A 22,798-nucleotide genomic window follows, 5' to 3' on the forward strand; every position below is an offset into this window, starting at 1 on the left:
GGCTAAAATCAGCTTGAGACTAGGAAACGACACCGCAGACAGTACTTGAGTACGGCAAGGTGAGTTGACGAAGTATCAAGTGGTTTTAGACCACTAGACCAGTTTTTTCATTTCTGCGATACGTTCCTGTGTCGCATCATATTTTGCTTGGTAGTCGGCTTGTTTTTCTTTTTCTTTTTCAACGACCTCTGGTTTGGCGTTTGCGATGAAGCGTTCGTTGCTGAGTTTTTTACCGACCATGTCTAGTTCTTTCTGCCATTTGGCGAGTTCTTTGTCCAGACGAGCCAACTCTTCTTCGACGTTGAGGAGGTCGGCTAGTGGCAAGAAGATTTCAGCACCGGTGATAACGGCTGACATGGCTAGTTCTGGTGCAGCAATGCTTGAGCTGATTTCCAACTGTTCTGGGTTGGTAAAGCGTCGGATGTAGTTTTCATTTGCCTTGAAGAAGGTTTCAAGCTCGCTATCTGCCGTCTTAATCAAAATGGTAATCGGCTTAGATGGAGCAACATTCACTTCTGCTCTGCTATTTCGCACCGAACGGATCAAGTCCTTGAGGCTTTCCACTCCCTTATGTGCTTCCGCATTTTCAAATGCTGGGTTAGCCACAGGGTAGGCCGCCACCACGATAGATCCCTCTGCATACTGAGCGAAGATCTCTTCCGTCACGAACGGCATGATTGGGTGGAGGAGGCGAAGGATTTGGTCCAGCGTGTAGAGAAGGACAGAGCGGGTCATGACTTTCTCAGCCTCGTTGTCGCTGTAAAGCACCTCCTTGGTCAGCTCGACATACCAGTTGGCGAACTCTTCCCAGATGAAGTTGTAGAGGATGTGACCAGCCACACCAAACTCGAACTTGTCGAAGTTTTCAGTGACCTTGGCAATAGTTTCGTTGAGGTTGTGGAGAATCCAGCGGTCCGTCACGTTGCCAGCCTCACCAACTGCGACTTTGGCTACATTCTCACGCGCCGCATCCAAGGTCAAGCCTTCATTGTTCATGAGGATATAGCGGGAAATGTTCCAAATCTTGTTAATGAAGTTCCAAGACGCGTCCATCTTCTCATAAGAGAAGCGAACATCTTGACCAGGAGCAGAGCCGTTTGACAAGAACCAACGCAAAGCGTCCGCACCGTATTTCTCGATGACATCCATTGGATCAATTCCGTTTCCGAGCGACTTGGACATCTTGCGGCCTTCTTCGTCACGGATCAAACCGTGGATCAGCACGTTCTTGAATGGCTGACGGCCGGTGAACTCAAGCGATTGGAAAATCATGCGTGACACCCAGAAGAAGATGATGTCGTAGCCTGTTACCAAGGTTGAAGTTGGGAAATAACGCTGGAAGTCAGCTGCATTTTCGTCAGGCCAGCCCATGGTTGAGAATGGCCAAAGGGCAGAGCTGAACCAGGTATCTAGGACATCCTCATCCTGTACCCATCCGTCTCCTGCTGGAGCCTCTTCTCCGACGTACATTTCGCCAGATTCGTTATACCATGCTGGAATCTGATGACCCCACCATAGCTGACGCGAGATAACCCAGTCGTGTACATTTTCCATCCATTGAAGGAAGGTATCGTTGAAACGTGGTGGGTAAAATTCTACCTTATCAGCTGTATCTTGGTTGGCAATAGCATTCTTCGCCAATTGGTCCATATTGACGAACCATTGGGTTGACAAGCGTGGCTCGACTACAACTCCTGTACGTTCAGAGTGTCCAACAGAATGCACACGGTTTTCAATTTCCACAAGGGCACCTAGTTCTTGCAACTTAGCAACCGTTGCCTTACGAGCTTCAAAGCGGTCCATGCCTGCAAATTCGCCTGCGAGCTCGTTCATGGTACCGTCGTCGTTCATAACATTGACTTGTGGCAAATTGTGGCGTTGACCGACAAGGAAGTCATTGGGATCGTGGGCAGGAGTGATTTTCACAACCCCTGTACCAAATTCAGGATCTGCGTGTTCGTCGGCAACGATTGGGATTGGCTTGTTGACAATTGGCAGGATAACCTTTTTGCCAATCAAGTCCTTGTAACGTGGGTCTTCTGGGTTAACTGCAACCGCAACGTCACCGAACATGGTTTCAGGACGGGTGGTCGCAACTTGAAGGGCACGAGAACCATCTTCCAACATGTAATTCATATGGTAGAAGGCGCCTTCGACATCCTTGTGAATAACCTCGATGTCAGAAAGGGCTGTGCGAGCCGCTGGGTCCCAGTTGATGATAAATTCGCCACGGTAGATCCAACCTTTTTTGTAGAGTTCTACAAAGACCTTGCGAACAGCTTTCGACAAGCCTTCGTCCAGCGTGAAGCGGTCACGTTGGTAGTCCAAAGATAGACCCAACTTGCCCCATTGCTCACGAATAGTCGCTGCGTACTCATCTTTCCATTCCCAAACTTTGTCGAGGAATTTTTCGCGGCCCAAGTCATAACGGGTCACACCTTGCTCCCGCAAGCGTTCCTCAACCTTAGCCTGAGTGGCAATCCCCGCGTGGTCCATACCTGGAAGCCAGAGGGTGTCAAAGCCCTGCATGCGCTTCTGACGGATGATAATATCTTGAAGGGTGGTATCCCAAGCGTGTCCCAGGTGCAACTTACCGGTTACGTTTGGCGGCGGAATGACGATAGAATAAGGCTTAGCCTCCGCATCGCCTGACGGCTTAAAGACATCTTGGTCCAACCAAGTTTGGTAACGACCAGCCTCAACCTCGGCTGGATTGTATTTTGGTGATAATTCTTTTGACATTAATTTTTCTCCTTTAGTCATTTAGATAATAATATTTTCCATTATGAACAAGTATCTGCAGCTCCCTTTCGAACACATTGTCTGCTGTATTGCTAAAATACAACTTGTCTACTGATTGTTTCTTTATTCGGTCTACAATATCCTTGTTCATTTTCTTATATTTCAAATCGTTTTGAACCATTCCAGGTAAGTAAAAAACAGCTCCTTCAAATCCCTTTTTCGTTATCCTAGATTTTTGAATCTGAATTCCAAGTTGCCTTGACTGGTTATTGTGCCATTGAGCAAGTTTATCTCTCACAGTATTCGACTGTTCCAAATAATTACCCAAACTTGAATAGCAATATTCTGAAGACACTTTCCCTCTATTCAGTAAATAAGTTAGTCGGGCAATTTCTTCCATTATTGATATCAAATACTGTTGAAATATTGTTAATTTCTCAACTTCAAAAATAACCTCTTTATACTTAGCATAGTTCGTCTTAAAATTAGATGTTATTAAATTTTCAAGTAAAGAATTTACTTGTTGTAGTAGGTCTATTGCCTCGTCTTCATAACGAACCAGACTATCTAAACTCCTCTGCCTAATCTCATCATTTTCCATGATTTCTATATTAAATTTAGTAATCTTCCCCACTTTTGGAATCAGTGATAAAATCTTAGACTTAAATTGTGTTTCTTGAAACTCTATAACTTTATCAACACCAGCTTGTAACTGTTCCAGTTTAGCATCCACTTCTGCCATATAATACTGTCCGACAACCATAGAGGCTACATTCATTGCATTTGCAACTATCTCTCCTGTTTTAGCAACTTTTTGAGCAGTTGGACTCACCTTTACTAAATGAGCTTGACCTGCCAGCTGTCCATTAACATGATAACCACCTCTAAAAGCTCCTATTTTATCTTTTGCCTTGTAAAGTTCTGCACCGGGTGGAATAACAACCTTATATAAATTATCATTATGTAATAATTCATTGATATTCTGAAGTTTCTTTTTATTGATGCTGTCATAAACATTATTAGCAAATTGTGGAATAATTGCATTTACTTTTGTGAGAACTCCTCTATCCTTAATCTCATGCATTTTTTCAAAATCTAATACTTCATTGTTAGATAAGGTTATAACTTTTGGAAGTAATTCCAAGAATTCTCCATCTTCTTCAACCGACAGATTGTTATTAGGATTATCTGTTTTGTCTGATGGAATTGATGGAGCCGATGATACCAACTTCTTCTTATGCCAACTATAAAACAATACTCCGACTCCCAAAAGTAATAAACAGGTGACGAAAATTAAAAAAAGTAAATTCATCGTTCCTCCTTTAGTATTCTTTAAGAAAATTGGTTTATACTATCCTCAAGCTAGAAATAGCCCAATTCTTTTTCATATAATCTCCTAGAAATAGTCAGTCCTTTGGGCTGGCTATTTCGTTTGTTCTTGCTCAAGCTCCTCCATTTTTTGGATAATCAGTTGAGCAACTTCATTAGCAGTAAGATGAGTATTATTAATTTTGAGATAATGCTGAATGCCCTCTGGAATGCCTAATGAGGTATATTGACATGTATCAGCTGTAGAGAGAATCTCAGCCTCTGAAACTTCAATGTGTCGTTTCAAAGGTTTATGGGTCAGTCGATTCTCTGTCCGATTACGCCGCAGACGTTCTTCCAAAGCAGTTTCCAACTCAACAAATAAAATTTCCTGACCATGATGATGAAAAATCGTCTGAACTATTGTAAGGAATTGAACATCTATGGGATTTTTAAAATTAATCAAGGCAGTTCCAATTAGTGGGCGGCCTGACCTAGCAAACACATCATAAACTGCAAATGTAATACGTGTATTGAGGTCAAACATATCCTCAGAAAATTCAGGAATAAAACGTAGGCTAAAATCAATCGAATCGTGATTATGAAAAAGGGTCATCCCTGTCAATTTCGCAACTTCCTGCCCAACGGCCATCTTGCCAGAAGCTTGTGCTCCAATAATAATTAGATTCATGCTCCCTCCCCCACCAACTCAATCTTTATCCCATCTGGATCTTCTAAATAGAGGGCGTAGTGGTCTGGTCCTCCTGCGTGGGGATAGCGGTCGTCGTAGAGAAGTTTGACTCGTCTGGTCAACAATTCCTTACGCCATTGGTCAACATCATCAGGTGTTCCCGCATGAAAGGCTAGATGATTGAGACCAGTTCGGCAACGGTGATAACCTGCCTCTAGGAAATCCTGTGGCGTTTGGACAAAGACCAGGTACTGCTCTGCTTTTTTATAAGATAGCCCTTCCTCCCACTCCTAACAGAGCGAGTAGCCCAGCTTGGTCAGGAGAAAGTCGTAAAATGCACGCGAAGTTTCCAAGTCTGAAACATATATTTCAACATGATGTAACATATCTTCTCCTTTCCAAATGAAAATCCCCGCCTAGACTTGCTAGACAGGGACGAAGTTATTCCGCGGTACCACCCTTGTTCAGATAAATTATCTGCACTTTGCTTATTCGATTCACATCCTCAGCAACCAGTTTTGACATTTGTGCGGATTTCTCAGTACCACCGCTTCCTGTGACAAATGGGGCTCAAAACACCTCTGAATAGCTTTATTGTAACAAATTGCACCTTGAAAAGCAAGGGATTTAAGCTTTCAACTCAATCCCTTTTTCTTTCAACTGCTTGATAGTTGCTGGCCCGATACCTTTAAGAGCCAAGAGCTCTTTTTCTGTGTAGTTTGCAAAATCAGCCACAGATTGAATACCTGCTTCATAGAAGGTTTCCAAACGTGCTGCCGCAATGCCTTCCAACTCAGGAAGTGCCAAAAAGTCTTCCAATGAAGTCGCTGAAGAAGTCACCTCTGCTACAACTTCTTTCACTTGTTCCACAGCATGCTCTACTACAGCCTCAGCCTTGTGAGCAACTGTCTCTACTACCTCTGCAGCTCTTTCAAGACCTACACGACCTGCACGTTTCAAGTCTGCCAATTGTTTTTTCAACTGTTTTTTTCGATTTACTTTTTTCTTTGCCATGTTAACTCCTCTCCTTAATAATGCCTTTGACCAAACAACTCATCTGGTAAATCATGAAAACCTTTGCCAGCATGGTAGTTGGCAAATTTCCCTTGAATGAATCGATAGGCATCCAGCTTGCTCTCATAACGAATATAAGCATCCGCTGCACGCTCATCCTTGTCTTCTTCCAAGACACGACGACTTTCTTCAACCGCCATCTCGTTTACCATGACCTGAGTGTTGACCCAAGCCTCAAATTCTTTAAAAAATTCTTGTTCTTTTGTCATTATTTTCCTCTTTCGCCTGCTTCGATTGAAACACACCAGTTTATTATACCATATTTTCTAGAAAACACAAGAAAACCCTAACTGTAACACAGTTAGAGTCCCCGTTTTTTACCAAGTAAAACGATAGGTCGTTTTAGACAAAAATTCTTCTCCTTGTTCTAACAAAATCGAACCAAATCCATCGACATTGCATGCATTTGGCAAGGCCTGACACTCTAAACTAAAGACGCCATGGTAACAGGCCAATGCTTCAACCGGAAAATTATATGTATAAATAACGACCGCAGGCTGGTTGGTTTTGACACTGAGTCCAATTTTCCCATCTGGACTCAAAACTTCTATCGAAATATCCACCTCTTCCAATAACCATGGGTGGTCATAGCCTTTTACCAACACATTTTGAGGATATTGGCTATCAAATCCCTGAGAAAAAGGTGCAAAATCTCTAAAATCAAACGGCGTCCCTGTCACATCTTCTAAGGTACCCGTGGGCAGGTTATCTTCCCCAAGCGAAGCATAGTGATTGGCAGCAATTTTAATACGGTGCTCAGCCACAGACTGCTGAAAATCTCCCGTCAAGTTGAAATAGACATGGTTGGTCGGATTAAAAATCGTATCCTTATCCGATACAGCCTGGTAGTCAACTGTTAATTCATTTTTATCCGTCAAACAATAAATAGCCTTGACCCTCACATCACCAGGAAAGCCATTAAAACCATCTTTTAGGACCATACCAAAAGTCACTTGATTTCTCTCATGGTCTAACTCAGCGTCCCAGTACTGCTCATTTGCCGTTCCAATACCACCATGCAAGGTCCGACTCGGTTCATTTTCTGTCAATGGATAAACGTGTCCACCAATTTCCACCTGAGCATCCGAAATCCGTCCTGCCACAGGGATAATCGTTGCCCCGGGATAGGGATCCGTCTGCAAATATTCCTCAGCCGCCCCTGCTCCCAAACTGACATTTCGTAAATTGCCACCTTCTTCCACAGGGAGGAACACTCCCACCACTCTAGCTCCAAAATCCGTCAAGGTTACCTGCATCCCATTCTTGTTTTCCAAGCAATACAGTTTTGCTTTTTCACCAAATGTTTTTACTTCAATCATTTCTTTTCCTCATAAGCCAAATGAGGGAGTCACTATTGTAACTCCCTCAGGATACTTAAAGCCTATCAACTATAGAACAGTTTATAATTAACGAAAATCAAATCCGTCTGTAACAATCGGCTGAGTTAGCCTCACTCTCTTATTTCTAGGCTCGGGCTGAAACAGTCACTTAGACTTCCCTCGCTATCTTATTTCTAAGCTCGGGCTGAAAAACTCCACTGGAGTTTTTCACTCATCTTCATCACTTGTTAATAGACTATTGACATGAACTAGGTTGCTTGTCCCAAATTCTACATAATCCACAGCTTCTCCCAGCAGGACGCCGTTCAAGAAACCGATAACCATTGGCATGTTCATACCTGCATAAAGGTCAAACTGCCCACCTTCAATCAATTTTCGTGATACGACGTTGGCTGGTGTACCGCCCAACAAGTCTGCGAAGACAACAAAATCTTCCAATCCTGCAATTGTTTCTTCAAATTTTTTCTGGAAGTCTTCTGGACCTTCTTCTGGTAATAAAGCTACTGTGTAGATGTCCTCTTGAGGCCCCATAATCATCTCAGTAGATTTCTTCAACTCCTCGCAGAAGATACCATGACTTACTAATACTAAACTTCTAGTCATTATGCCATACCAAATGCAAACTTACCAATGAATGACAAGCAAAGTGCAAGCACAATGATAATCAAGATGGCTTTAGTCGAAGTCATGCCACGACGACCAAGAAGCCAGAAGACAAATCCTGTAAAGACAGCTGGAACAAGGCGAGGGAAGATTGTGTTGAGCAAGTCTTGAATGTCAATCACTTTCTCACCTACATGTGGAGCCCAAGTCACTTCAAAGTTAATCATAGTTGCAATCAAGGCACCCATCATGAAGACACCCATTACAGAAGCAGCATCTACAAGAGCTGTCAAGCGGTCACGCATAGTTGTGATGAGTTTAGTCCCCTCTTTGTAGGCAACTTCCAACTGTTTCCAGCGGAAAATATCATATGCAACAGCCACGGCTACCCAAAGGAAAATACCTACCGGAGAACCTTCCTTACCCATTGTTGCTGCCACAGTACCCATAATCGCTGGAACAAGAGAACCAAAGATAGAGTCACCGATTGGGGCAAATGGACCCATCAAACCAGTCTTAATACCGTTAACCGCGTCTTTAGAAGCTACACCGTCGCTTTCTTCCAAAGCCAAGTCAATACCTGTGATAATAGTGTGGAAGAATGGTGAAGTATTGAAGAACTGGGTATGCAGTTTCATCATTTCCTTCAACTCAGGAGTACCATCTCCATACATTTTACGCAATTGCGGCAAAATCATGTAGAGGTAACCAGACGCTTGCATCCGCTCGTAGTTCCAACCAAGTTGGAAAGTGAATAAACTACGTTTGTTGATTTGATTAAAATCTTCTTTTGTTAATTTGTAATTAGATTTCGTCATCTTCAATTTCCCCACTTTCTGAATTTGATGGAGCAACCACAGTTACTTTTTGGCTATTTTTGAAGTGAAGCACTGAAAGGAATGCACCCACAATAGCGATACCGATCATTGACAAGCCTTTGAAGTTGTTAACAAAAGCCACGCCTGCATCTTCAGGAAGAGTACCAACGATACCAGCAACTGCACCACCCAAAGCTGACACATTACCGTAAAGAACAGTCAACATAGCTGTAAGGGCGAAACCTACCGCCAAGTAGTGAAGGTTACGTTTAAGTGGAAGGTAGTGGAGCAAGATTGCAAATCCAAGACCTGGAAGCATACGAGCTGCAAGCGTTAAGCCTGCTGCAATCCATTTATATTGTTCAATAGCGTTAACCATTGCTTCAACGAAGCCGCCACCGAAAGCAAGAGCAAGGAAGACTGGAAGTGCACGAGAAAGTGCCCAAGGAATTGCACCAAGCAAGTAGTTGCGTTCGATACCAGCGTAGTCAAAGCGTTCAATTGCAGCATCTACACGGTGTGCAAAGAAAGTAGTTGAGAAACGACCAGCAATATCTGTATAAACAAGAAGTGCTGCTACAGGTACTGCGATAGTAGATACCGCAAGTTCAGGGTCAATACCTTGTGATACAGAGAAAGCAGTTGCCAATACCGCACCAGAGGTTGCGTCGATACGAGATGCACCACCGAAAGTACCTACACCAAGTACCATGAGCTGCAAGCTACCACCGATTGCCAAACCTGTTGCCATGTCACCCATGATCAATCCAGAGATGAACCCTGCAAAGACCGGTGAACCTGCTGACGATACAATTGTCAGCTCATCACAAATCTGGTAAGCAGAGTAGAGCGTTAGAAGTAATATTTGCCACCATTGCATAATAGTGATCCTCCTTTAAATTTTTCAAAAATATCCGAATGTTATCTAACCTTATCCAATAATGGCATAAAGTCTTTTGGTGAATCGCCAGGTACCATTTGTGCAAATAATTTTACACCCTTAGCCGCCAAGGCATCAAAATCTGCAATATCCTTATCTACAACGTTAATAGAACGAGTTACAGAACGAGTTTCTGGTGATTGTGACATATTGCCGACGTTCAATTCAGCAAGTTCTACACCATATTCTACCAAGTGAAGGAAGTTTTCTGGACGACGAGCAACAATCAAGAGACGTTGCGCATCATATTTGCCTTCCTTGATGTTATTGGCTGCTTTTTCGATTGGCAAAATAGATAATTTTACCCCCGGTGGGCAAGCCAATTTCAAACCTTGTTTCTCAATGTCGTTTTGAGCAACCGCATCGTCAATAACCATGATACGACTAATATTTAATTTAGTAGTCCAAAGGTTAGCAACCTGACCGTGAATCAAACGACCATCAATACGCGTAGCAATAATTGCCATACAGTGTTCTCCTTTTCTTCATAAATCTTTCTGTTAGATGTTCTCTGCAGAACACCTACACCTCTTTATAAACGGGTTCCTGTGAAAAACTAATCTTCTCTCTATATTTTCCTTCCGTCTCGAAGACGACGATTTCATTTTCTCCTTTCTTTAAGTATCCTTTTGGAATATAGAGATAGAGGATTGGACCTTTTTCCCAGAAACGTCCGATATTTACATTATTAACGAAAACAACTCCCTTACCAAAACCTGTCATGTCTAAGTAAGTATCCGCAAGTTCATCTAGTTCAAACTGATAACGATAGAAAGCAGCTTGACCTTCCTCCCAGCCCTTACTAAAATCCAAGTCCTCAACTGACTCAAGATGCAAAGGATAGGTTTCCCAATGACCAATAAAATGTAAATCAGCCATCGCACCTCGACCAAGCCCTTTAGACTGGGTAGGAGCAGTTAGTTTGTGCCCATAATTGACACGTCCCATATTTTCTACCAAAATATCTAATGTTAGCTTGTCATCTTTAAAATCCAATTCAACATCGTCACCAATCTCTGTCTGATACTGAGTTGCAACGAATTTTCCATCTGCATAAATTTGGATACGGTCACGCGCATCAACCACTCGGAAACGTTCCGCTTCTGTCTTATCCCGCTCCAACTCTGTTCTATATAAAATATAACCTGTTGACTGATCAAGTTCTTCCATATTCTTAGGATAAAACCCTTTTACGCAATCGCTTACATTTTCTAGAGTAGCAAATAAACTCACCTTATCATGAAGCAACACATCTGAAAAAGCTTTTGCCTCTTTTACAAGCGGTTCTGCATACTCTAATTCAGGATAGACTTCTTTCAAACGTTGTTGCAAAATATAAAACTTCTTAGTAGGATTTCCAGCTTCATCCAATATAGCATCATAATCATAAGAAGTTACCTGAGGCAAATCAATTTGACCACGAGCAGAGCAACCATTCATGAAACCAAAATTTGTTCCACCATGGAACATGTACAGATTCAAGGAGCCTAATTCGATACATTCCATAACCGAATCAACCATTTCCTCTGGCTCTCTACGAATAATTTCATCGCCCCAGCGATTGAACCAACCATCCCAAAATTCCATACACATGAGTGGCCAATTCTTCTGATGTTCATTAAAGAATGCCGTCATATTTGCAAAATTCTCTCTAGCTTTAGAACCAAAGTTTCCTGTTACAAATACATCGTCCTCTATCAGTGTTCCTGCACGTAATGTTGCTCGCCAAGAACCGTCCGAGGTAAACAAGGGAGCAGTTAGACCATGTTTACGCATCAAGCTAGCCACCGATCTTAGATACTCCTTCTCCTCACCATAAGAGCCATACTCATTTTCCACTTGGAACATAAGTACATTTCCACCCTGTGCGAGTTGGAGCTTGGCCAATTTAGGAATAAGAGAAGCGTAATATTCATCTAAGTGCTGCAAGTACACCGAATCACTCGAACGTACTCTAAGCTCTTCCTTCATCAACCAAGCAGGGAGGCCACCCCATTCCCACTCCGCACAAATATAAGGGGAAGGACGTACAATTGCATAAAGCCCTAATTCTTGAGCCAATTTCAAAAATCGCTCAATATCCAATATACCCTCGTAACAAAACTCACCCTTTCGAGGTTCATGCATATTCCAAGGGACATAGGTTTCAACCGTATTAAAACCAAGGGCCTTTAAGTTATACAAAGAATGGTACCAATCATCAGGATGGACACGAAAATAATGAATCGCACCTGATAAAATCTTAAAAGGTTCACCGTCTAAATAAAATTGGTCTCCAATATAAAATTCTTTCATTTCTTCCTCCGATGCAACTGCTTACCTTTCTATTAATATACTAACACTTATTTGTGGTTATGTCCAGTACTTTTTAAAAAATTTTTACTTTTTTTTTTGCAAACACATCTATTTCATCAGTCAGAAAGGGATTACATCTATTTTTTTATGGATTTCAGCTATTTTTTTTGATTTCCATCAATTAATTTAGTATAATGAGTTACGGAAAGGAAGGAAATAAGTATGAAAGTACCTAAGTACCAGCTTGTACAAAATGACTTACGTCAGCAAATCATTTCTGGTAAATTTGAAAATGGCGACAAATTTTACACAGAATCTGAATTAACAAAACTATTTAACGTTAGCTCTATCACCGTTATTCGTGCAGTAAACGAACTAGTTAAAGACGGCTACCTCGTTCGTCAACAAGGTAAAGGGACCTTTGTATCCCGTTCACGCAAAGGACGGCTTGTAGAATTTTCTGATATTGAGATTTTTCCGATGGATAAGGATAAGGTTACTGTTCTCTCGTGCGAAAAAGGCAATAAACCCGATATCCTTGAAAAACTAAATCTTGACAAGAATGAGTTTTACTATAAAATTGTACGCGTCCGCGCAGCAGAAGACACTCCATACATCTTCCACAATTCATATATCCCTCAACGATATATCCAGAATCCCGATGCTCCACTCGAGCACTATCAATCAATCTATCAACGCTTCAAACTGGACTACAATATCCACATGTCCGAGGAACCATTTGTAGAAACAAATGAAATTGTCAGCCCATGTCCAAAAGAGGTTGCCACTCATTTGAAATTAAAAGCGACTGAACCAGCTGTACTACAAAACAAAACAACTACTAACAGTACTAGCGGTGAAGTGATGGAATATACTGAAACTTACAAACACTGGAAGTATTACAAATTTGAAATTACAGCCAATCATCGCTAAAAAAAACGCAGACTAACGTCCGCGTTTTTTTTCATACCCAATAGCAATCAAAAGTAGCCTAGGAAACGAAACCGAAGATAGAACTGGATTTCATCAAGGCTCTTGACAACGAATAATTTTGATTTTCGAAGAGTATTAATTCTAATATCCCCGTTGATGGGTAATCTTGTAACGAAACTGGTCCGCTCTAGCAATACTAAACGTAAACTCGATAATTCTATTCTTATCATTATACGTTTTTCTTACCAAATGAAGCACTGGACTATTACTTGGAATTCCGAGTATCTTAGCTTCATTATCCAAAGCAATACTTGCATAGAACTCTTCTTCTGCCAAACGAATCACCTGATGATAATCCTCTGAAAAAATTTCATACAAGGGAGTTGACTTCATTCGCTGAGCAGCTAATCCAGGAAATAGCGAGGCAGGAACATATGTCCTTTCCAACATCATCGGAACCTCATCTGCAAGTCTCAAACGTTCAACTTCAAACACTTCCTCACCCTGACTAAGTTGTAGATGCTGCGCAATATAGTCCGACGCCTTAACCAATTCAAAGGATAAAATCGATGTCCTTGGTACTTTCCCAATTTTTTTCATTTGCTCAGTAAAACTATAGGCCTGAGACAAATCAACTGCAGTATCTGAAATCTCAGATACATAGGTTCCCTTACCATGCTTCTTATAGACTAAACCACGTTTTTCCAATTCTTGCAAAGCCAAACGAACTGTAATACGACTGACACCATAAACCTGTGTCAACTCACGCTCTGAAAATAACTTGTCATTCGGAGCCATCCTCTCACGAATTGCAACTTCCAATTTATCAACCAACTGCAAATAGAGAGGTTTTTCAACAGTTTGACTAACCATAGACTCCTCCTTTCTAACCCACATAAGCTTACAAATCTATTTTACACCAAATTTCATATATTAACAATATCTTAGGTGATAAAATACACGCCATACGCATGAAAACTTTCTTCTCTCCTTTTGTCCCCGGAAATAACTGCTTTAAACTTAGTATCTACCTTTATACAAGCACCTTATCCTCGATGTCCAAATAATTGTGGCAGGTAATCCTCCAAATGGACAGAAATATAGCGTTGTTTGCGACGGTAACTCAGCTGCTCCTTAGGGAATGTCATATTTTGTAAAAGATGAAGACAGACCTTACGAATAGCATTTAAATTGAAAGCAGCTCGTTTATCTAAGGTTTGGTTCTTATCTTCTCGGTAAACCACATCTAACAACCAATGTAGGCTCTCAACCGACCAATGACCGCGAACAACCTGTGAAAAAGTCTGCGCATCACTCTTGAAACTGAGGATAAAGTATCGAACTTCTTCCGTGATGATACCGTCTTTATCAATGGTATTCTTAGCCATACCAATTCCACGAAGTTTTTTCCATTTTGGATGGCGTTGACTCAACCATTTCACATCGTGAGAAATCCAGTAGTCCCTCACCTCAATCTGACTGCGTGCCTTTTCAACGGTCTGATAATGACTGCCTTTCGCCGTCAACTTAGATAACAATTTGGCATCGCTAAAATAGAGGTCAATATCCTCATGGAGATTGCCTTGATTTCCTTTGACTGCCAAGCAATAATCACCCTTACCGCCGATAATCACATCCACTATATCAGTCTGTGTTCCCATCGCATCAATCGTAACGACACTCTTACGAAGGTCTAGCTGACGCAAGAGGCGAGGAATGGCTGTGATTTCATTACTTTTATCCTCAACAGCTACCTGACCAAGACTAAGCCGATTACCACCATCATAGGCAGTGACAATATGAGTAGGGGATTGGTGTTTTCCTCGGTTCCCCCGAATCGTTTTTCCGTCAACGGCAATCAATTTTGAAAAATCAGTTGCTTCAGAAGAGACTTCAAAGGACAGTTTCAGTTCCTGTAAGAAATCTGGATTGACCATACTCACAACACGTTCCAAAGTGTCATGAGAAGGACAGCCGACACTCAAGTCAACGTATTCTCCCAAAACAGATTCGTTCATTTCTATGAAATCTTCCATCTCTTTCCACGTTTCAATCCCTGCCAACTGACAAGCGAAAACTAGAAAGAGAATAGTAGATAAAGGATAGCGGATTTTCCATGCTTGACGGCTATCATACTCTTCTTTGTGCTCTTCTATGGATAAAAGAAAATCAATCAAAGTAGTTCACCTCTATTCTAGTGTACTACTTTGATTGAGGTTTGGTTATGATTTTCGTTTTCTGAAAACGATTTTTTCTTCATGCGTTTGGCGTGTGATAAAATACCAGCTCTTCAAGCTAAAGCAAGGTCACCTCATCTGGCAAAGTAATGGTCTCTTTTCCCTGCTTGTCCATTACCAAGATTGTTGATGGATAAAAAGGATCAAAACGACTACTTAAATCTACAGCCAGTACATTTTTATAACCTTCCTGCGAAAAGACCAGCGTAATCTTACCACGACGATTTTTGATAGAAAAACGGATTACATTTTTCAAAGGAATAACTCCTTTTAAGTAGTGATCAATAACATACCAGAAACTATCAATCACTTCCCCAGGAAGCGAGGTCACAACTCCAAAACTTGCATAGCGCCCATTTGTTTGTTCAAAGGCCATAAGCCCCTCCTTTACAATAAGAAAAAAGCCTGTAAAACAGGATTTTCTTTTCTAACTTTATCTACTTCTCAGTTCTAAATAGCGTTTGTACCAGATATTAACGTAGGCTGGAGAGAAAGGGCCGCGCTGATTATTGATCCAATCAACCAGTATCTTGACATTTTCCTTCAAAATAAAATCAATATCATCCGAATACTTCATCGCCTTACGATGACGCTTATATTCATCCACATCCAGCAATCTCTTTTCACCATCAGCAAAGACCTTAACATCTAAGTCATAATCAATGTATTTGAGTGCCTCATTGTCGAGAACATATGGACTTGCTAGGTTACAATAATAGGAAACTCCGTTTTCACGAATCATTGCTATGATATTGAACCAGTATTTTTTATGAAAATAAACGATTGCTGGTTCTCTTGTTACCCAACGCCTGCCATCATTTTCAGTCACTAAGGTATGATTATTGACTCCAATAATAGCATTTTCCGTTGTTTTTAATACCATGGTGTCACGCCAAGTGCGATGAATTTCACCGTCATGCTTATAACTTTGAATTGTAATAAAGTCGCCTTCCTTTGGTAATTTCACTTTGTTACCAACTTTCTACAATTACAATTTATCTTGACTATTATACCATATTTTTCTAACCTAGGCGAAAATTTTTCTCAGAGATATTCACGAAGGGCTGTTTTTATTGCATCAAAATCAAATCCCTTTCGGGCTAAAGCCTGTGTCAAACGTTGTTTCAGCTCATAACCCTCATATTTTCGGCTGTATTTCCGATACTGCTTATCTAACTCCTTGGCAATTAAATCTACTTCATTCTCTTCATCCGAGGTCAAGTCTAATTGAGCAAGGCTTTGTTTGGCAAGCTCATAGGAAAATCCCTTTGTTATCAAGCCCTGAACCAGCTTATCCTGTAAGGCTCGAAGGGGCAATTTAGCTTGGTACTTTCGACATAATTTTTCTACAACCCTTATTGCCAGGTCTGAAAAATCAATCCCAGCCAGTCCATCTTCAATTATTGATTTCGAAATTCCCTTCATCATCAATTTTTGACGAAGCATAGCTGGTCCCTTGTCACCATTCAAGCCATTCTGACGTATATAGGTTTCTACATAGGCTTTATCGTCAATCCACCTATCTTCTTCCAAATTAGCAACAATTTTTAGAGCAGTGTCTCCTGCAATCTCATATTTTTCCAGATAATCAAGTACCTCTTTTTTGGTTCTCTGCTTGAAGGAAATGAAATACAGGGCTAAATTTTTCCCATAGGAAAATTGGGCAAAATCCCGAATGGCTCCAAATTCCTCTTCTGTGATGTCCTTATCCTTACTGAGCATGAAGTGAACAATGGTATCTTCTGTAATATAGGTGTTTTCCTGTCCGTCAACTTCTAAGAGATAGAGCCGTTTTTTCTTTTCGATTTTTGTAATTCTCATTCTTTCATTATACAGGAATTTTCGGTAAAATAATAATATGAATCTACAAGTAAACCAACGAATTCCCTTGAAAATCAAGCGAATGGGTATCAATGGCGAAGGTATTGGCTTTTATCAAAAAACGCTAGTCTTTGTTCCTGGTGCCCTCAAGGGGGAAGAAATCTATTGTCAAGTAACCTCTGTTAAACGTAATTTTGTGGAAGCAAGGCTACTGAAAATTAACAAGGAATCAAAATTCCGAGTCAAACCAAGCTGTGACATTTATCAAGCCTGTGGTGGCTGTCAAATCATGCACCTCCGTTATGACAAGCAACTGGACTTCAAGCAAGACCTGCTCCAACAAGCCTTGAAGAAATTTAAGCCAGCAGGCTATGAGGATTATCTTATTCACCCAACCATTGGAATGGATCAGCCAAGTCATTATCGGGCTAAATTACAATTTCAAACCCGTTCATTCAAGGGGGAAGTCAAGGCCGGTCTCTATGCGGAAAATTCCCATCGCTTGATCGGAATTACGAATTGTTACGTCCAAGATGCCGAAACACAAGAGATTATCAACGGAATCGCAAAGCTACTCACCAAGCACCGTATTCCTATTTATAATGAGCGCAAGCAACATGGAATCCGCACGGTTATGGTCCGCAAGGCTCGAAAAACAGGTCAAGTTCAAGTGATCTTTGTCACCTCTTGTCAGGTTAATCTTATTAAATTAATTGATGAACTCACCAGTCAATTTCCAAGTATAATCACTATTGCTCTAAACTGGAATAGACAGAAAACGAGTGATATTTATGGTGAAAAAACAGAAATTTTATGGGGCGAACAAGCTATCGATGAAGCTGTTTTAGATTACGAATTCTCACTATCTCCACGGGCATTTTACCAACTAAATCCCCAACAAACAGAAATTCTATATGGCGAGGCCGTCAAGGCTTTGGATATTTCAGGAGATGAAGACTTGATTGATGCCTACTGTGGCGTGGGCACAATCGGCTTCGCCTTTGCTAAAAAGGTCAAATCTGTTCGAGGTATGGACATTATTCCAGAAGCCATCGAGGATGCTAAAGCAAACGCTAAACGAATGGGACTATCCAATACCCACTATGAGGCAGGTAAAGCAGAAGAAATCATTCCAAAGTGGTACCAAGAAGGCTACAGGGCCGATGCCTTGGTAGTTGATCCTCCACGAACTGGACTCGACGAAAAGCTCCTCAAAACCATTTTGGATTACAAACCAGCTAAAATGGTTTATGTATCCTGCAACGTCTCCACTCTTGCAAGGGACCTTGTTGAGCTAAGCAAAGCCTACAAGGTAGAATACATTCAATCTGTCGACATGTTTCCCCACACAGCACGGACAGAGGCGGTTGTTAAACTAAGCAAAAAATAAAAGGCACTATAAGACTATGACGGGTAAACCCACCATAGTCATATAGAGCCTTTTTGAGTGTAGAAAAAAGTCCCCTATGACCTACACTGAAAAACAACAAAACTCATATTTTCCAACACCAAATTAGAAACAACTAACAATCTCATCAAAGTCATTAAAAGAAATGCCTTTGGTTTCCGGAAGATAAGAGAGAGAGAACGAAGTTCGTACTCTCTTGGTGTTAGCTTTTCATCTACCCACTACAGTTGACAAAGAGCTAAAAAAGAACATTGCTGCTCTCTTACAATAATCGGGAAGACAGGATTCGAACCTGCGACACCTTGGTCCCAAACCAAGTACTCTACCAAGCTGAGCTACTTCCCGATACTATTAAAAATAAAGCTCCCCTAACGTCTCCATTAAGCGAGTGATGCACCCTAGAGGAGTCGAACCTCTAACCGCCTGATTCGTAGTCAGGTACTCTATCCAGTTGAGCTAAGGGTGCTAACTATTATAATCTTCATGCCGAGGACCGGAATCGAACCGGTACGATGTTGCCATCGCAGGATTTTAAGTCCTGTGCGTCTGCCAGTTCCGCCACCCCGGCCTCTCAAAGCGAACGACGGGATTCGAACCCGCGACCCCCACCTTGGCAAGGTGGTGTTCTACCACTGAACTACGTTCGCAATCTTTCCTAATGCCGGCTACATGACTTGAACACGCGACCCTCTGATTACAAATCAGATGCTCTACCAACTGAGCTAAGCCGGCTAAATTATATTTCTCCTATGCGGGTTAAGGGACTTGAACCCCCACGCCCGAAAGCGCCAGATCCTAAATCTGGTGCGTCTGCCAATTCCGCCAAACCCGCATATGACTCGTGCTGGGCTCGAACCAGCGACCCATTGATTAAAAGTCAATTGCTCTACCAACTGAGCTAACGAGTCGAAAATATGAAGCAAACTCCGTTTGCTCTATCTCCAACTTCAAATAGTCTCCCAGACTATTTGAACGGTCCCGACGGGAATCGAACCCGCGATCTTCGCCGTGACAGGGCGACGTGATAACCGCTACACTACGGGACCTATGGGAGTTAACGGGATCGAACCGCTGACCCTCTGCTTGTAAGGCAGATGCTCTCCCAGCTGAGCTAAACTCCCAAATTGCTAAGCGACTACCGTATCTAACAGGGGGCACCCCCCAACTACTTCAGGCGTTCTAGGGCTTAACTGCTGTGTTCGGCATGGGTACAGGTGTATCTCCTAGGCTATCGTCACTTAACTAATGAGTCTTGTCAACTCAAAATTGAATATCTATATTCTAACAAGAAACCGTGCGCTTGTCAATATTGACTCTAGTTTTAATAAGTAATTGTATTCGAACTAAAAAGCTAGCGATTTAGAAAAATCGCCTTGAAGTCTAACCGACTTCCGCGTTGATTTCCTAAAATCATACGCTTTTCTTAACGTTCTCATTACTTATCTTGGATAAGTCCTCGAGCGATTAGTATTGGTCCGCTACATGTGTCGCCACACTTCCACTTCCAACCTATCTACCTGATCATCTCTCAGGGCTCTTACTAACATAAAGTTATGGGAAATCTCATCTTGAGGTGGGTTTCACACTTAGATGCTTTCAGCGTTTATCCCGTCCCTACATAGCTACCCAGCGATGCCTTTGGCAAGACAACTGGTACACCAGCGGTAAGTCCACTCTGGTCCTCTCGTACTAGGAGCAGATCCTCTCAAATTTCCTACGCCCGCGACGGATAGGGACCGAACTGTCTCACGACGTTCTGAACCCAGCTCGCGTGCCGCTTTAATGGGCGAACAGCCCAACCCTTGGGACCGACTACAGCCCCAGGATGCGACGAGCCGACATCGAGGTGCCAAACCTCCCCGTCGATGTGAACTCTTGGGGGAGATAAGCCTGTTATCCCCAGGGTAGCTTTTATCCGTTGAGCGATGGCCCTTCCATACGGAACCACCGGATCACTAAGCCCGACTTTCGTCCCTGCTCGAGTTGTAGCTCTCGCAGTCAAGCTCCCTTATACCTTTACACTCTGCGAATGATTTCCAACCATTCTGAGGGAACCTTTGGGCGCCTCCGTTACCTTTTAGGAGGCGACCGCCCCAGTCAAACTGCCCGTCAGACACTGTCTCCGATAGGGATAACCTATCCGGGTTAGAGTAGCCATAACACAAGGGTAGTATCCCAACAGCGCCTCTGTCGAAACTGGCGTCCCGACTTCATAGGCTCCTACCTATCCTGTACATGTGGTACAGATACTCAATATCAAACTGCAGTAAAGCTCCATGGGGTCTTTCCGTCCTGTCGCGGGTAACCTGCATCTTCACAGGTACTAAAATTTCACCGAGTCTCTCGTTGAGACAGTGCCCAAATCATTACGCCTTTCGTGCGGGTCGGAACTTACCCGACAAGGAATTTCGCTACCTTAGGACCGTTATAGTTACGGCCGCCGTTTACTGGGGCTTCAATTCAGATCTTCGCTTGCGCTAAACCCTCCTCTTAACCTTCCAGCACCGGGCAGGCGTCACCCCCTATACATCATCTTACGATTTAGCAGAGAGCTGTGTTTTTGATAAACAGTTGCTTGGGCCTATTCACTGCGGCTGACTTTAAGTCAGCACCCCTTCTCCCGAAGTTACGGGGTCATTTTGCCGAGTTCCTTAACGAGAGTTCTCTCGCTCACCTGAGGCTACTCGCCTCGACTACCTGTGTCGGTTTGCGGTACGGGTAGAGTATGATACATCGCTAGAAGCTTTTCTCGGCAGTGTGACGTCACTAACTTCGCTACTAAACTTCGCTCCCCATCACAGCTCAATGTTACAGATACAAGCATTTGACTCATATCACACCTCACTGCTTAGACGGGCTCTTCCAATCGCCCGCTTTAGTTAGCCTACTGCGTCCCTCCATCACTTCATACTCTAGTACAGGAATATCAACCTGTTGTCCATCGGATACACCCTTCGGTCTCTCCTTAGGTCCCGACTAACCCAGGGCGGACGAGCCTTCCCCTGGAAACCTTAGTCTTACGGTGGATGGGATTCTCACCCATCTTTCGCTACTCATACCGGCATTCTCACTTCTATGCGTTCCAGCACTCCTCACGGTATACCTTCTTCACACATAGAACGCTCTCCTACCATAACACTAATGTGTTATCCACAGCTTCGGTAAATTGTTTTAGCCCCGGTACATTTTCGGCGCAGGGTCACTCGACTAGTGAGCTATTACGCACTCTTTGAATGAATAGCTGCTTCTAAGCTAACATCCTAGTTGTCTGTGCAACCCCACATCCTTTTCCACTTAACAATTATTTTGGGACCTTAGCTGGTGGTCTGGGCTGTTTCCCTTTCGACTACGGATCTTAGCACTCGCAGTCTGACTGCCGACCATAAATCATTGGCATTCGGAGTTTATCTGAAATCAGTAAACCGAGATGGCCCCCTCATCCAAACAGTGCTCTACCTCCAAGATTCTCAAATGTCGACGCTAGCCCTAAAGCTATTTCGGAGAGAACCAGCTATCTCCAAGTTCGTTTGGAATTTCTCCGCTACCCACAAGTCATCCAAGCACTTTTCAACGTGCCCTGGTTCGGTCCTCCAGTGCGTCTTACCGCACCTTCAACCTGCTCATGGGTAGGTCACATGGTTTCGGGTCTACGACATAATACTAATCCGCCCTATTAAGACTCGGTTTCCCTACGGCTCCGCCTCTTCAACTTAACCTCGCATCATATCGTAACTCGCCGGTTCATTCTACAAAAGGCACGCTCTCACCCATTAACGGGCTCGAACTTGTTGTAGGCACACGGTTTCAGGTTCTATTTCACTCCCCTTCCGGGGTACTTTTCACCTTTCCCTCACGGTACTGGTTCACTATCGGTCACTAGAGAGTATTTAGGGTTGGGAGATGGTCCTCCCGGATTCCGACGAGATTTCGCGTGTCTCGCCGTACTCAGGATACTGCTAGGTATAAAGAATATTTCAAATACGAGGCTGTTACTCTCTTTGGCCTACCTTCCCAGGTAGTTCTTCTATACTCTTTAAGTCCACATTGCAGTCCTACAACCCCGAGGAGTAAACTCCTCGGTTTGCCCTCCTGCCGTTTCGCTCGCCGCTACTAAGGCAATCGCTTTTGCTTTCTCTTCCTGCAGCTACTTAGATGTTTCAGTTCACTGCGTCTTCCTCTGCACTACCTTAACAGTAGTGAGTGACAGGCATTACCTGCCGGGTTCCCCCATTCGGACATCCCTGGATCATTGCTTACTTACAGCTCCCCAAGGCATTTCGTCGTTAGTCACGTCCTTCATCGGCTTCTAGTGCCAAGGCATCCACCGTGCGCCCTTATTAACTTAACCTTAATTACTAGTTTTTTTCTAAACTAGAAAACTCATTAAATATTCACAGCGTTTTCGGTTTATTTTCTTGTTACTATTTCTTAATGTATCCTTTCAGATACATCAGGAATGTTTGATAGATATTCAATTTTCAATGGACAAGTTTAGGATATGAACGACAGTCGCCTTAGCGAAACTTCTGTAGAAAATTAGGAATCTGACGCTGTGTGTCTTGCACACAAGGAAGATTGTCTATTTTCC

At 42.6% G+C, this 22,798-nt stretch carries 18 protein-coding genes, 9 tRNA genes, 2 rRNA genes and 2 pseudogenes; 3 read left to right on the plus strand and 28 right to left on the minus strand.

Going from position 1 to position 22,798, the window contains the following annotated elements:
* Positions 1–93: 93 nt before the first annotated feature.
* The 12 genes and pseudogenes from K6969_RS09210 to K6969_RS09265 all read right to left on the minus strand — a co-directional run bounded on the left by K6969_RS09210 (position 94) and on the right by K6969_RS09265 (position 11,811).
* Positions 94–2,742, minus strand: a complete 2,649-nt coding sequence (locus tag K6969_RS09210) for a valine--tRNA ligase (protein WP_171942552.1) — start codon at positions 2,740–2,742, stop codon at positions 94–96.
* A 13-nt stretch (positions 2,743–2,755) separates the two neighbouring features.
* Positions 2,756–4,054 carry a hypothetical protein gene (locus K6969_RS09215; protein WP_029173612.1) on the minus strand — a complete coding sequence of 433 codons (1,299 nt, stop codon included), beginning with the start codon at positions 4,052–4,054 and terminating at the stop codon, positions 2,756–2,758.
* A 111-nt stretch (positions 4,055–4,165) separates the two neighbouring features.
* On the minus strand, positions 4,166–4,741 hold the full coding sequence (locus K6969_RS09220; protein ID WP_029173613.1) for a shikimate kinase: 576 nt from the start codon (positions 4,739–4,741) through the stop codon (positions 4,166–4,168).
* Positions 4,738–5,127 (minus strand): annotated as a pseudogene (locus K6969_RS09225) (VOC family protein). The gene K6969_RS09220 and the pseudogene K6969_RS09225 overlap by 4 nt, the downstream one beginning before the upstream one ends.
* A gap of 241 nt (positions 5,128–5,368) precedes the next feature.
* Positions 5,369–5,755, minus strand: a complete 387-nt coding sequence (locus tag K6969_RS09230) for a helix-hairpin-helix domain-containing protein (protein WP_029173615.1) — start codon at positions 5,753–5,755, stop codon at positions 5,369–5,371.
* Between the two features lie 14 nt (positions 5,756–5,769).
* Positions 5,770–6,024 (minus strand): DUF1912 family protein, encoded by a 255-nt coding sequence (locus tag K6969_RS09235; RefSeq protein ID WP_029173616.1) that lies wholly within the window; start codon positions 6,022–6,024, stop codon positions 5,770–5,772.
* Between the two features lie 108 nt (positions 6,025–6,132).
* The gene (locus K6969_RS09240; RefSeq protein WP_029173617.1) at positions 6,133–7,134 is read right to left on the minus strand and encodes an aldose epimerase family protein; all 1,002 of its coding nucleotides are present in this window, start codon (positions 7,132–7,134) and stop codon (positions 6,133–6,135) included.
* A gap of 228 nt (positions 7,135–7,362) precedes the next feature.
* Positions 7,363–7,758 carry a PTS sugar transporter subunit IIA gene (locus tag K6969_RS09245; protein ID WP_004195639.1) on the minus strand — a complete coding sequence of 132 codons (396 nt, stop codon included), beginning with the start codon at positions 7,756–7,758 and terminating at the stop codon, positions 7,363–7,365.
* Positions 7,758–8,576 (minus strand): PTS system mannose/fructose/sorbose family transporter subunit IID, encoded by an 819-nt coding sequence (locus K6969_RS09250; protein WP_029173618.1) that lies wholly within the window; start codon positions 8,574–8,576, stop codon positions 7,758–7,760. Before K6969_RS09250 ends, K6969_RS09245 begins: the two co-directional genes overlap by 1 nt.
* Positions 8,563–9,459 (minus strand): PTS mannose/fructose/sorbose/N-acetylgalactosamine transporter subunit IIC, encoded by an 897-nt coding sequence (locus tag K6969_RS09255; RefSeq protein ID WP_029173619.1) that lies wholly within the window; start codon positions 9,457–9,459, stop codon positions 8,563–8,565. The genes K6969_RS09250 and K6969_RS09255 overlap by 14 nt, the downstream gene beginning before the upstream one ends.
* Positions 9,460–9,497: 38 nt before the next feature.
* Positions 9,498–9,983, minus strand: a complete 486-nt coding sequence (locus K6969_RS09260) for a PTS system mannose/fructose/N-acetylgalactosamine-transporter subunit IIB (RefSeq protein ID WP_029173620.1) — start codon at positions 9,981–9,983, stop codon at positions 9,498–9,500.
* 55 nt (positions 9,984–10,038) lie between these two features.
* Positions 10,039–11,811 (minus strand): glycoside hydrolase family 35 protein, encoded by a 1,773-nt coding sequence (locus tag K6969_RS09265; RefSeq protein ID WP_029173621.1) that lies wholly within the window; start codon positions 11,809–11,811, stop codon positions 10,039–10,041.
* A gap of 222 nt (positions 11,812–12,033) precedes the next feature.
* On the opposite strand from K6969_RS09265, the gene K6969_RS09270 reads away from it, so the two are divergent.
* Positions 12,034–12,744 carry a GntR family transcriptional regulator gene (locus K6969_RS09270; RefSeq protein ID WP_024377995.1) on the plus strand — a complete coding sequence of 237 codons (711 nt, stop codon included), beginning with the start codon at positions 12,034–12,036 and terminating at the stop codon, positions 12,742–12,744.
* A 141-nt stretch (positions 12,745–12,885) separates the two neighbouring features.
* Here the strand turns inward: K6969_RS09270 and K6969_RS09275 are convergent, their stop codons facing one another.
* The 5 genes from K6969_RS09275 to recX form a co-directional block, all read right to left on the minus strand.
* Positions 12,886–13,617, minus strand: a complete 732-nt coding sequence (locus K6969_RS09275; RefSeq protein WP_029173622.1) for a GntR family transcriptional regulator — start codon at positions 13,615–13,617, stop codon at positions 12,886–12,888.
* Between the two features lie 173 nt (positions 13,618–13,790).
* Positions 13,791–14,921: an ISAs1 family transposase gene (locus K6969_RS09280; protein WP_321537398.1), complete on the minus strand. Its 1,131-nt coding sequence runs from the start codon at positions 14,919–14,921 to the stop codon at positions 13,791–13,793.
* A 118-nt stretch (positions 14,922–15,039) separates the two neighbouring features.
* Positions 15,040–15,357, minus strand: coding sequence for a DUF960 domain-containing protein (locus K6969_RS09285; RefSeq protein ID WP_002942715.1), 318 nt, complete (start codon positions 15,355–15,357; stop codon positions 15,040–15,042).
* A gap of 57 nt (positions 15,358–15,414) precedes the next feature.
* Complete coding sequence (locus K6969_RS09290; RefSeq protein ID WP_024375910.1) at positions 15,415–15,948, minus strand: DUF402 domain-containing protein; 534 nt, start codon at positions 15,946–15,948, stop codon at positions 15,415–15,417.
* A 77-nt stretch (positions 15,949–16,025) separates the two neighbouring features.
* Positions 16,026–16,802 (minus strand): recombination regulator RecX, encoded by a 777-nt coding sequence (recX, locus tag K6969_RS09295; RefSeq protein WP_105150600.1) that lies wholly within the window; start codon positions 16,800–16,802, stop codon positions 16,026–16,028.
* A gap of 37 nt (positions 16,803–16,839) precedes the next feature.
* Here recX and rlmD point away from each other — a divergent pair, with 37 nt between their 5' ends.
* Entirely contained in the window at positions 16,840–18,192 is a 1,353-nt protein-coding gene (gene rlmD / locus K6969_RS09300) for a 23S rRNA (uracil(1939)-C(5))-methyltransferase RlmD (protein WP_105150601.1), read from the plus strand.
* A 102-nt stretch (positions 18,193–18,294) separates the two neighbouring features.
* Positions 18,295–18,441: pseudogene (locus K6969_RS09305) on the plus strand (transposase); the annotation flags it as partial.
* A 40-nt stretch (positions 18,442–18,481) separates the two neighbouring features.
* Here K6969_RS09305 and K6969_RS09310 read toward each other — a convergent pair.
* From K6969_RS09310 to K6969_RS09360, 11 genes are all read right to left on the minus strand, one after another.
* A tRNA-Pro gene (locus K6969_RS09310) sits at positions 18,482–18,555 on the minus strand.
* Positions 18,556–18,602: 47 nt separating this feature from the next.
* Positions 18,603–18,676 (minus strand) — tRNA-Arg (locus K6969_RS09315).
* An 18-nt stretch (positions 18,677–18,694) separates the two neighbouring features.
* A tRNA-Leu gene (locus tag K6969_RS09320) sits at positions 18,695–18,778 on the minus strand.
* Between the two features lie 7 nt (positions 18,779–18,785).
* Positions 18,786–18,857, minus strand: a tRNA-Gly gene (locus K6969_RS09325).
* Positions 18,858–18,869: 12 nt separating this feature from the next.
* Positions 18,870–18,942 (minus strand) — tRNA-Thr (locus K6969_RS09330).
* Positions 18,943–18,960: 18 nt separating this feature from the next.
* Positions 18,961–19,042 (minus strand) — tRNA-Leu (locus K6969_RS09335).
* A 3-nt stretch (positions 19,043–19,045) separates the two neighbouring features.
* Positions 19,046–19,118, minus strand: a tRNA-Lys gene (locus K6969_RS09340).
* A gap of 65 nt (positions 19,119–19,183) precedes the next feature.
* Positions 19,184–19,256, minus strand: a tRNA-Asp gene (locus K6969_RS09345).
* Positions 19,257–19,258: 2 nt separating this feature from the next.
* Positions 19,259–19,331 (minus strand) — tRNA-Val (locus tag K6969_RS09350).
* Between the two features lie 5 nt (positions 19,332–19,336).
* Positions 19,337–19,452 (minus strand): 5S ribosomal RNA (rrf, locus tag K6969_RS09355).
* A 202-nt stretch (positions 19,453–19,654) separates the two neighbouring features.
* A 23S ribosomal RNA gene (locus K6969_RS09360) occupies positions 19,655–22,558 on the minus strand.
* Between the last annotated feature and the right edge of the window lie 240 nt (positions 22,559–22,798).

This window comes from Streptococcus suis, from assembly GCF_019856455.1.
Taxonomy (GTDB): domain Bacteria; phylum Bacillota; class Bacilli; order Lactobacillales; family Streptococcaceae; genus Streptococcus; species Streptococcus suis_AE.

Excerpts from the sequence above, each read along its gene's own strand:
- K6969_RS09210 (WP_171942552.1), bottom strand. The coding sequence starts at position 2,742 with ATGTCAAAAGAATTATCACCAAAATACAATCCAGCCGAGGTTGAGGCT.
- K6969_RS09215 (WP_029173612.1), bottom strand. The coding sequence starts at position 4,054 with ATGAATTTACTTTTTTTAATTTTCGTCACCTGTTTATTACTTTTGGGA.
- K6969_RS09220 (WP_029173613.1), bottom strand. The coding sequence starts at position 4,741 with ATGAATCTAATTATTATTGGAGCACAAGCTTCTGGCAAGATGGCCGTT.
- K6969_RS09230 (WP_029173615.1), bottom strand. The coding sequence starts at position 5,755 with ATGGCAAAGAAAAAAGTAAATCGAAAAAAACAGTTGAAAAAACAATTG.
- K6969_RS09235 (WP_029173616.1), bottom strand. The coding sequence starts at position 6,024 with ATGACAAAAGAACAAGAATTTTTTAAAGAATTTGAGGCTTGGGTCAAC.
- K6969_RS09240 (WP_029173617.1), bottom strand. The coding sequence starts at position 7,134 with ATGATTGAAGTAAAAACATTTGGTGAAAAAGCAAAACTGTATTGCTTG.
- K6969_RS09245 (WP_004195639.1), bottom strand. The coding sequence starts at position 7,758 with ATGACTAGAAGTTTAGTATTAGTAAGTCATGGTATCTTCTGCGAGGAG.
- K6969_RS09250 (WP_029173618.1), bottom strand. The coding sequence starts at position 8,576 with ATGACGAAATCTAATTACAAATTAACAAAAGAAGATTTTAATCAAATC.
- K6969_RS09260 (WP_029173620.1), bottom strand. The coding sequence starts at position 9,983 with ATGGCAATTATTGCTACGCGTATTGATGGTCGTTTGATTCACGGTCAG.
- K6969_RS09265 (WP_029173621.1), bottom strand. The coding sequence starts at position 11,811 with ATGAAAGAATTTTATATTGGAGACCAATTTTATTTAGACGGTGAACCT.
- K6969_RS09270 (WP_024377995.1), top strand. The coding sequence starts at position 12,034 with ATGAAAGTACCTAAGTACCAGCTTGTACAAAATGACTTACGTCAGCAA.
- K6969_RS09275 (WP_029173622.1), bottom strand. The coding sequence starts at position 13,617 with ATGGTTAGTCAAACTGTTGAAAAACCTCTCTATTTGCAGTTGGTTGAT.
- K6969_RS09285 (WP_002942715.1), bottom strand. The coding sequence starts at position 15,357 with ATGGCCTTTGAACAAACAAATGGGCGCTATGCAAGTTTTGGAGTTGTG.
- recX (WP_105150600.1), bottom strand. The coding sequence starts at position 16,802 with ATGAGAATTACAAAAATCGAAAAGAAAAAACGGCTCTATCTCTTAGAA.
- rlmD (WP_105150601.1), top strand. The coding sequence starts at position 16,840 with ATGAATCTACAAGTAAACCAACGAATTCCCTTGAAAATCAAGCGAATG.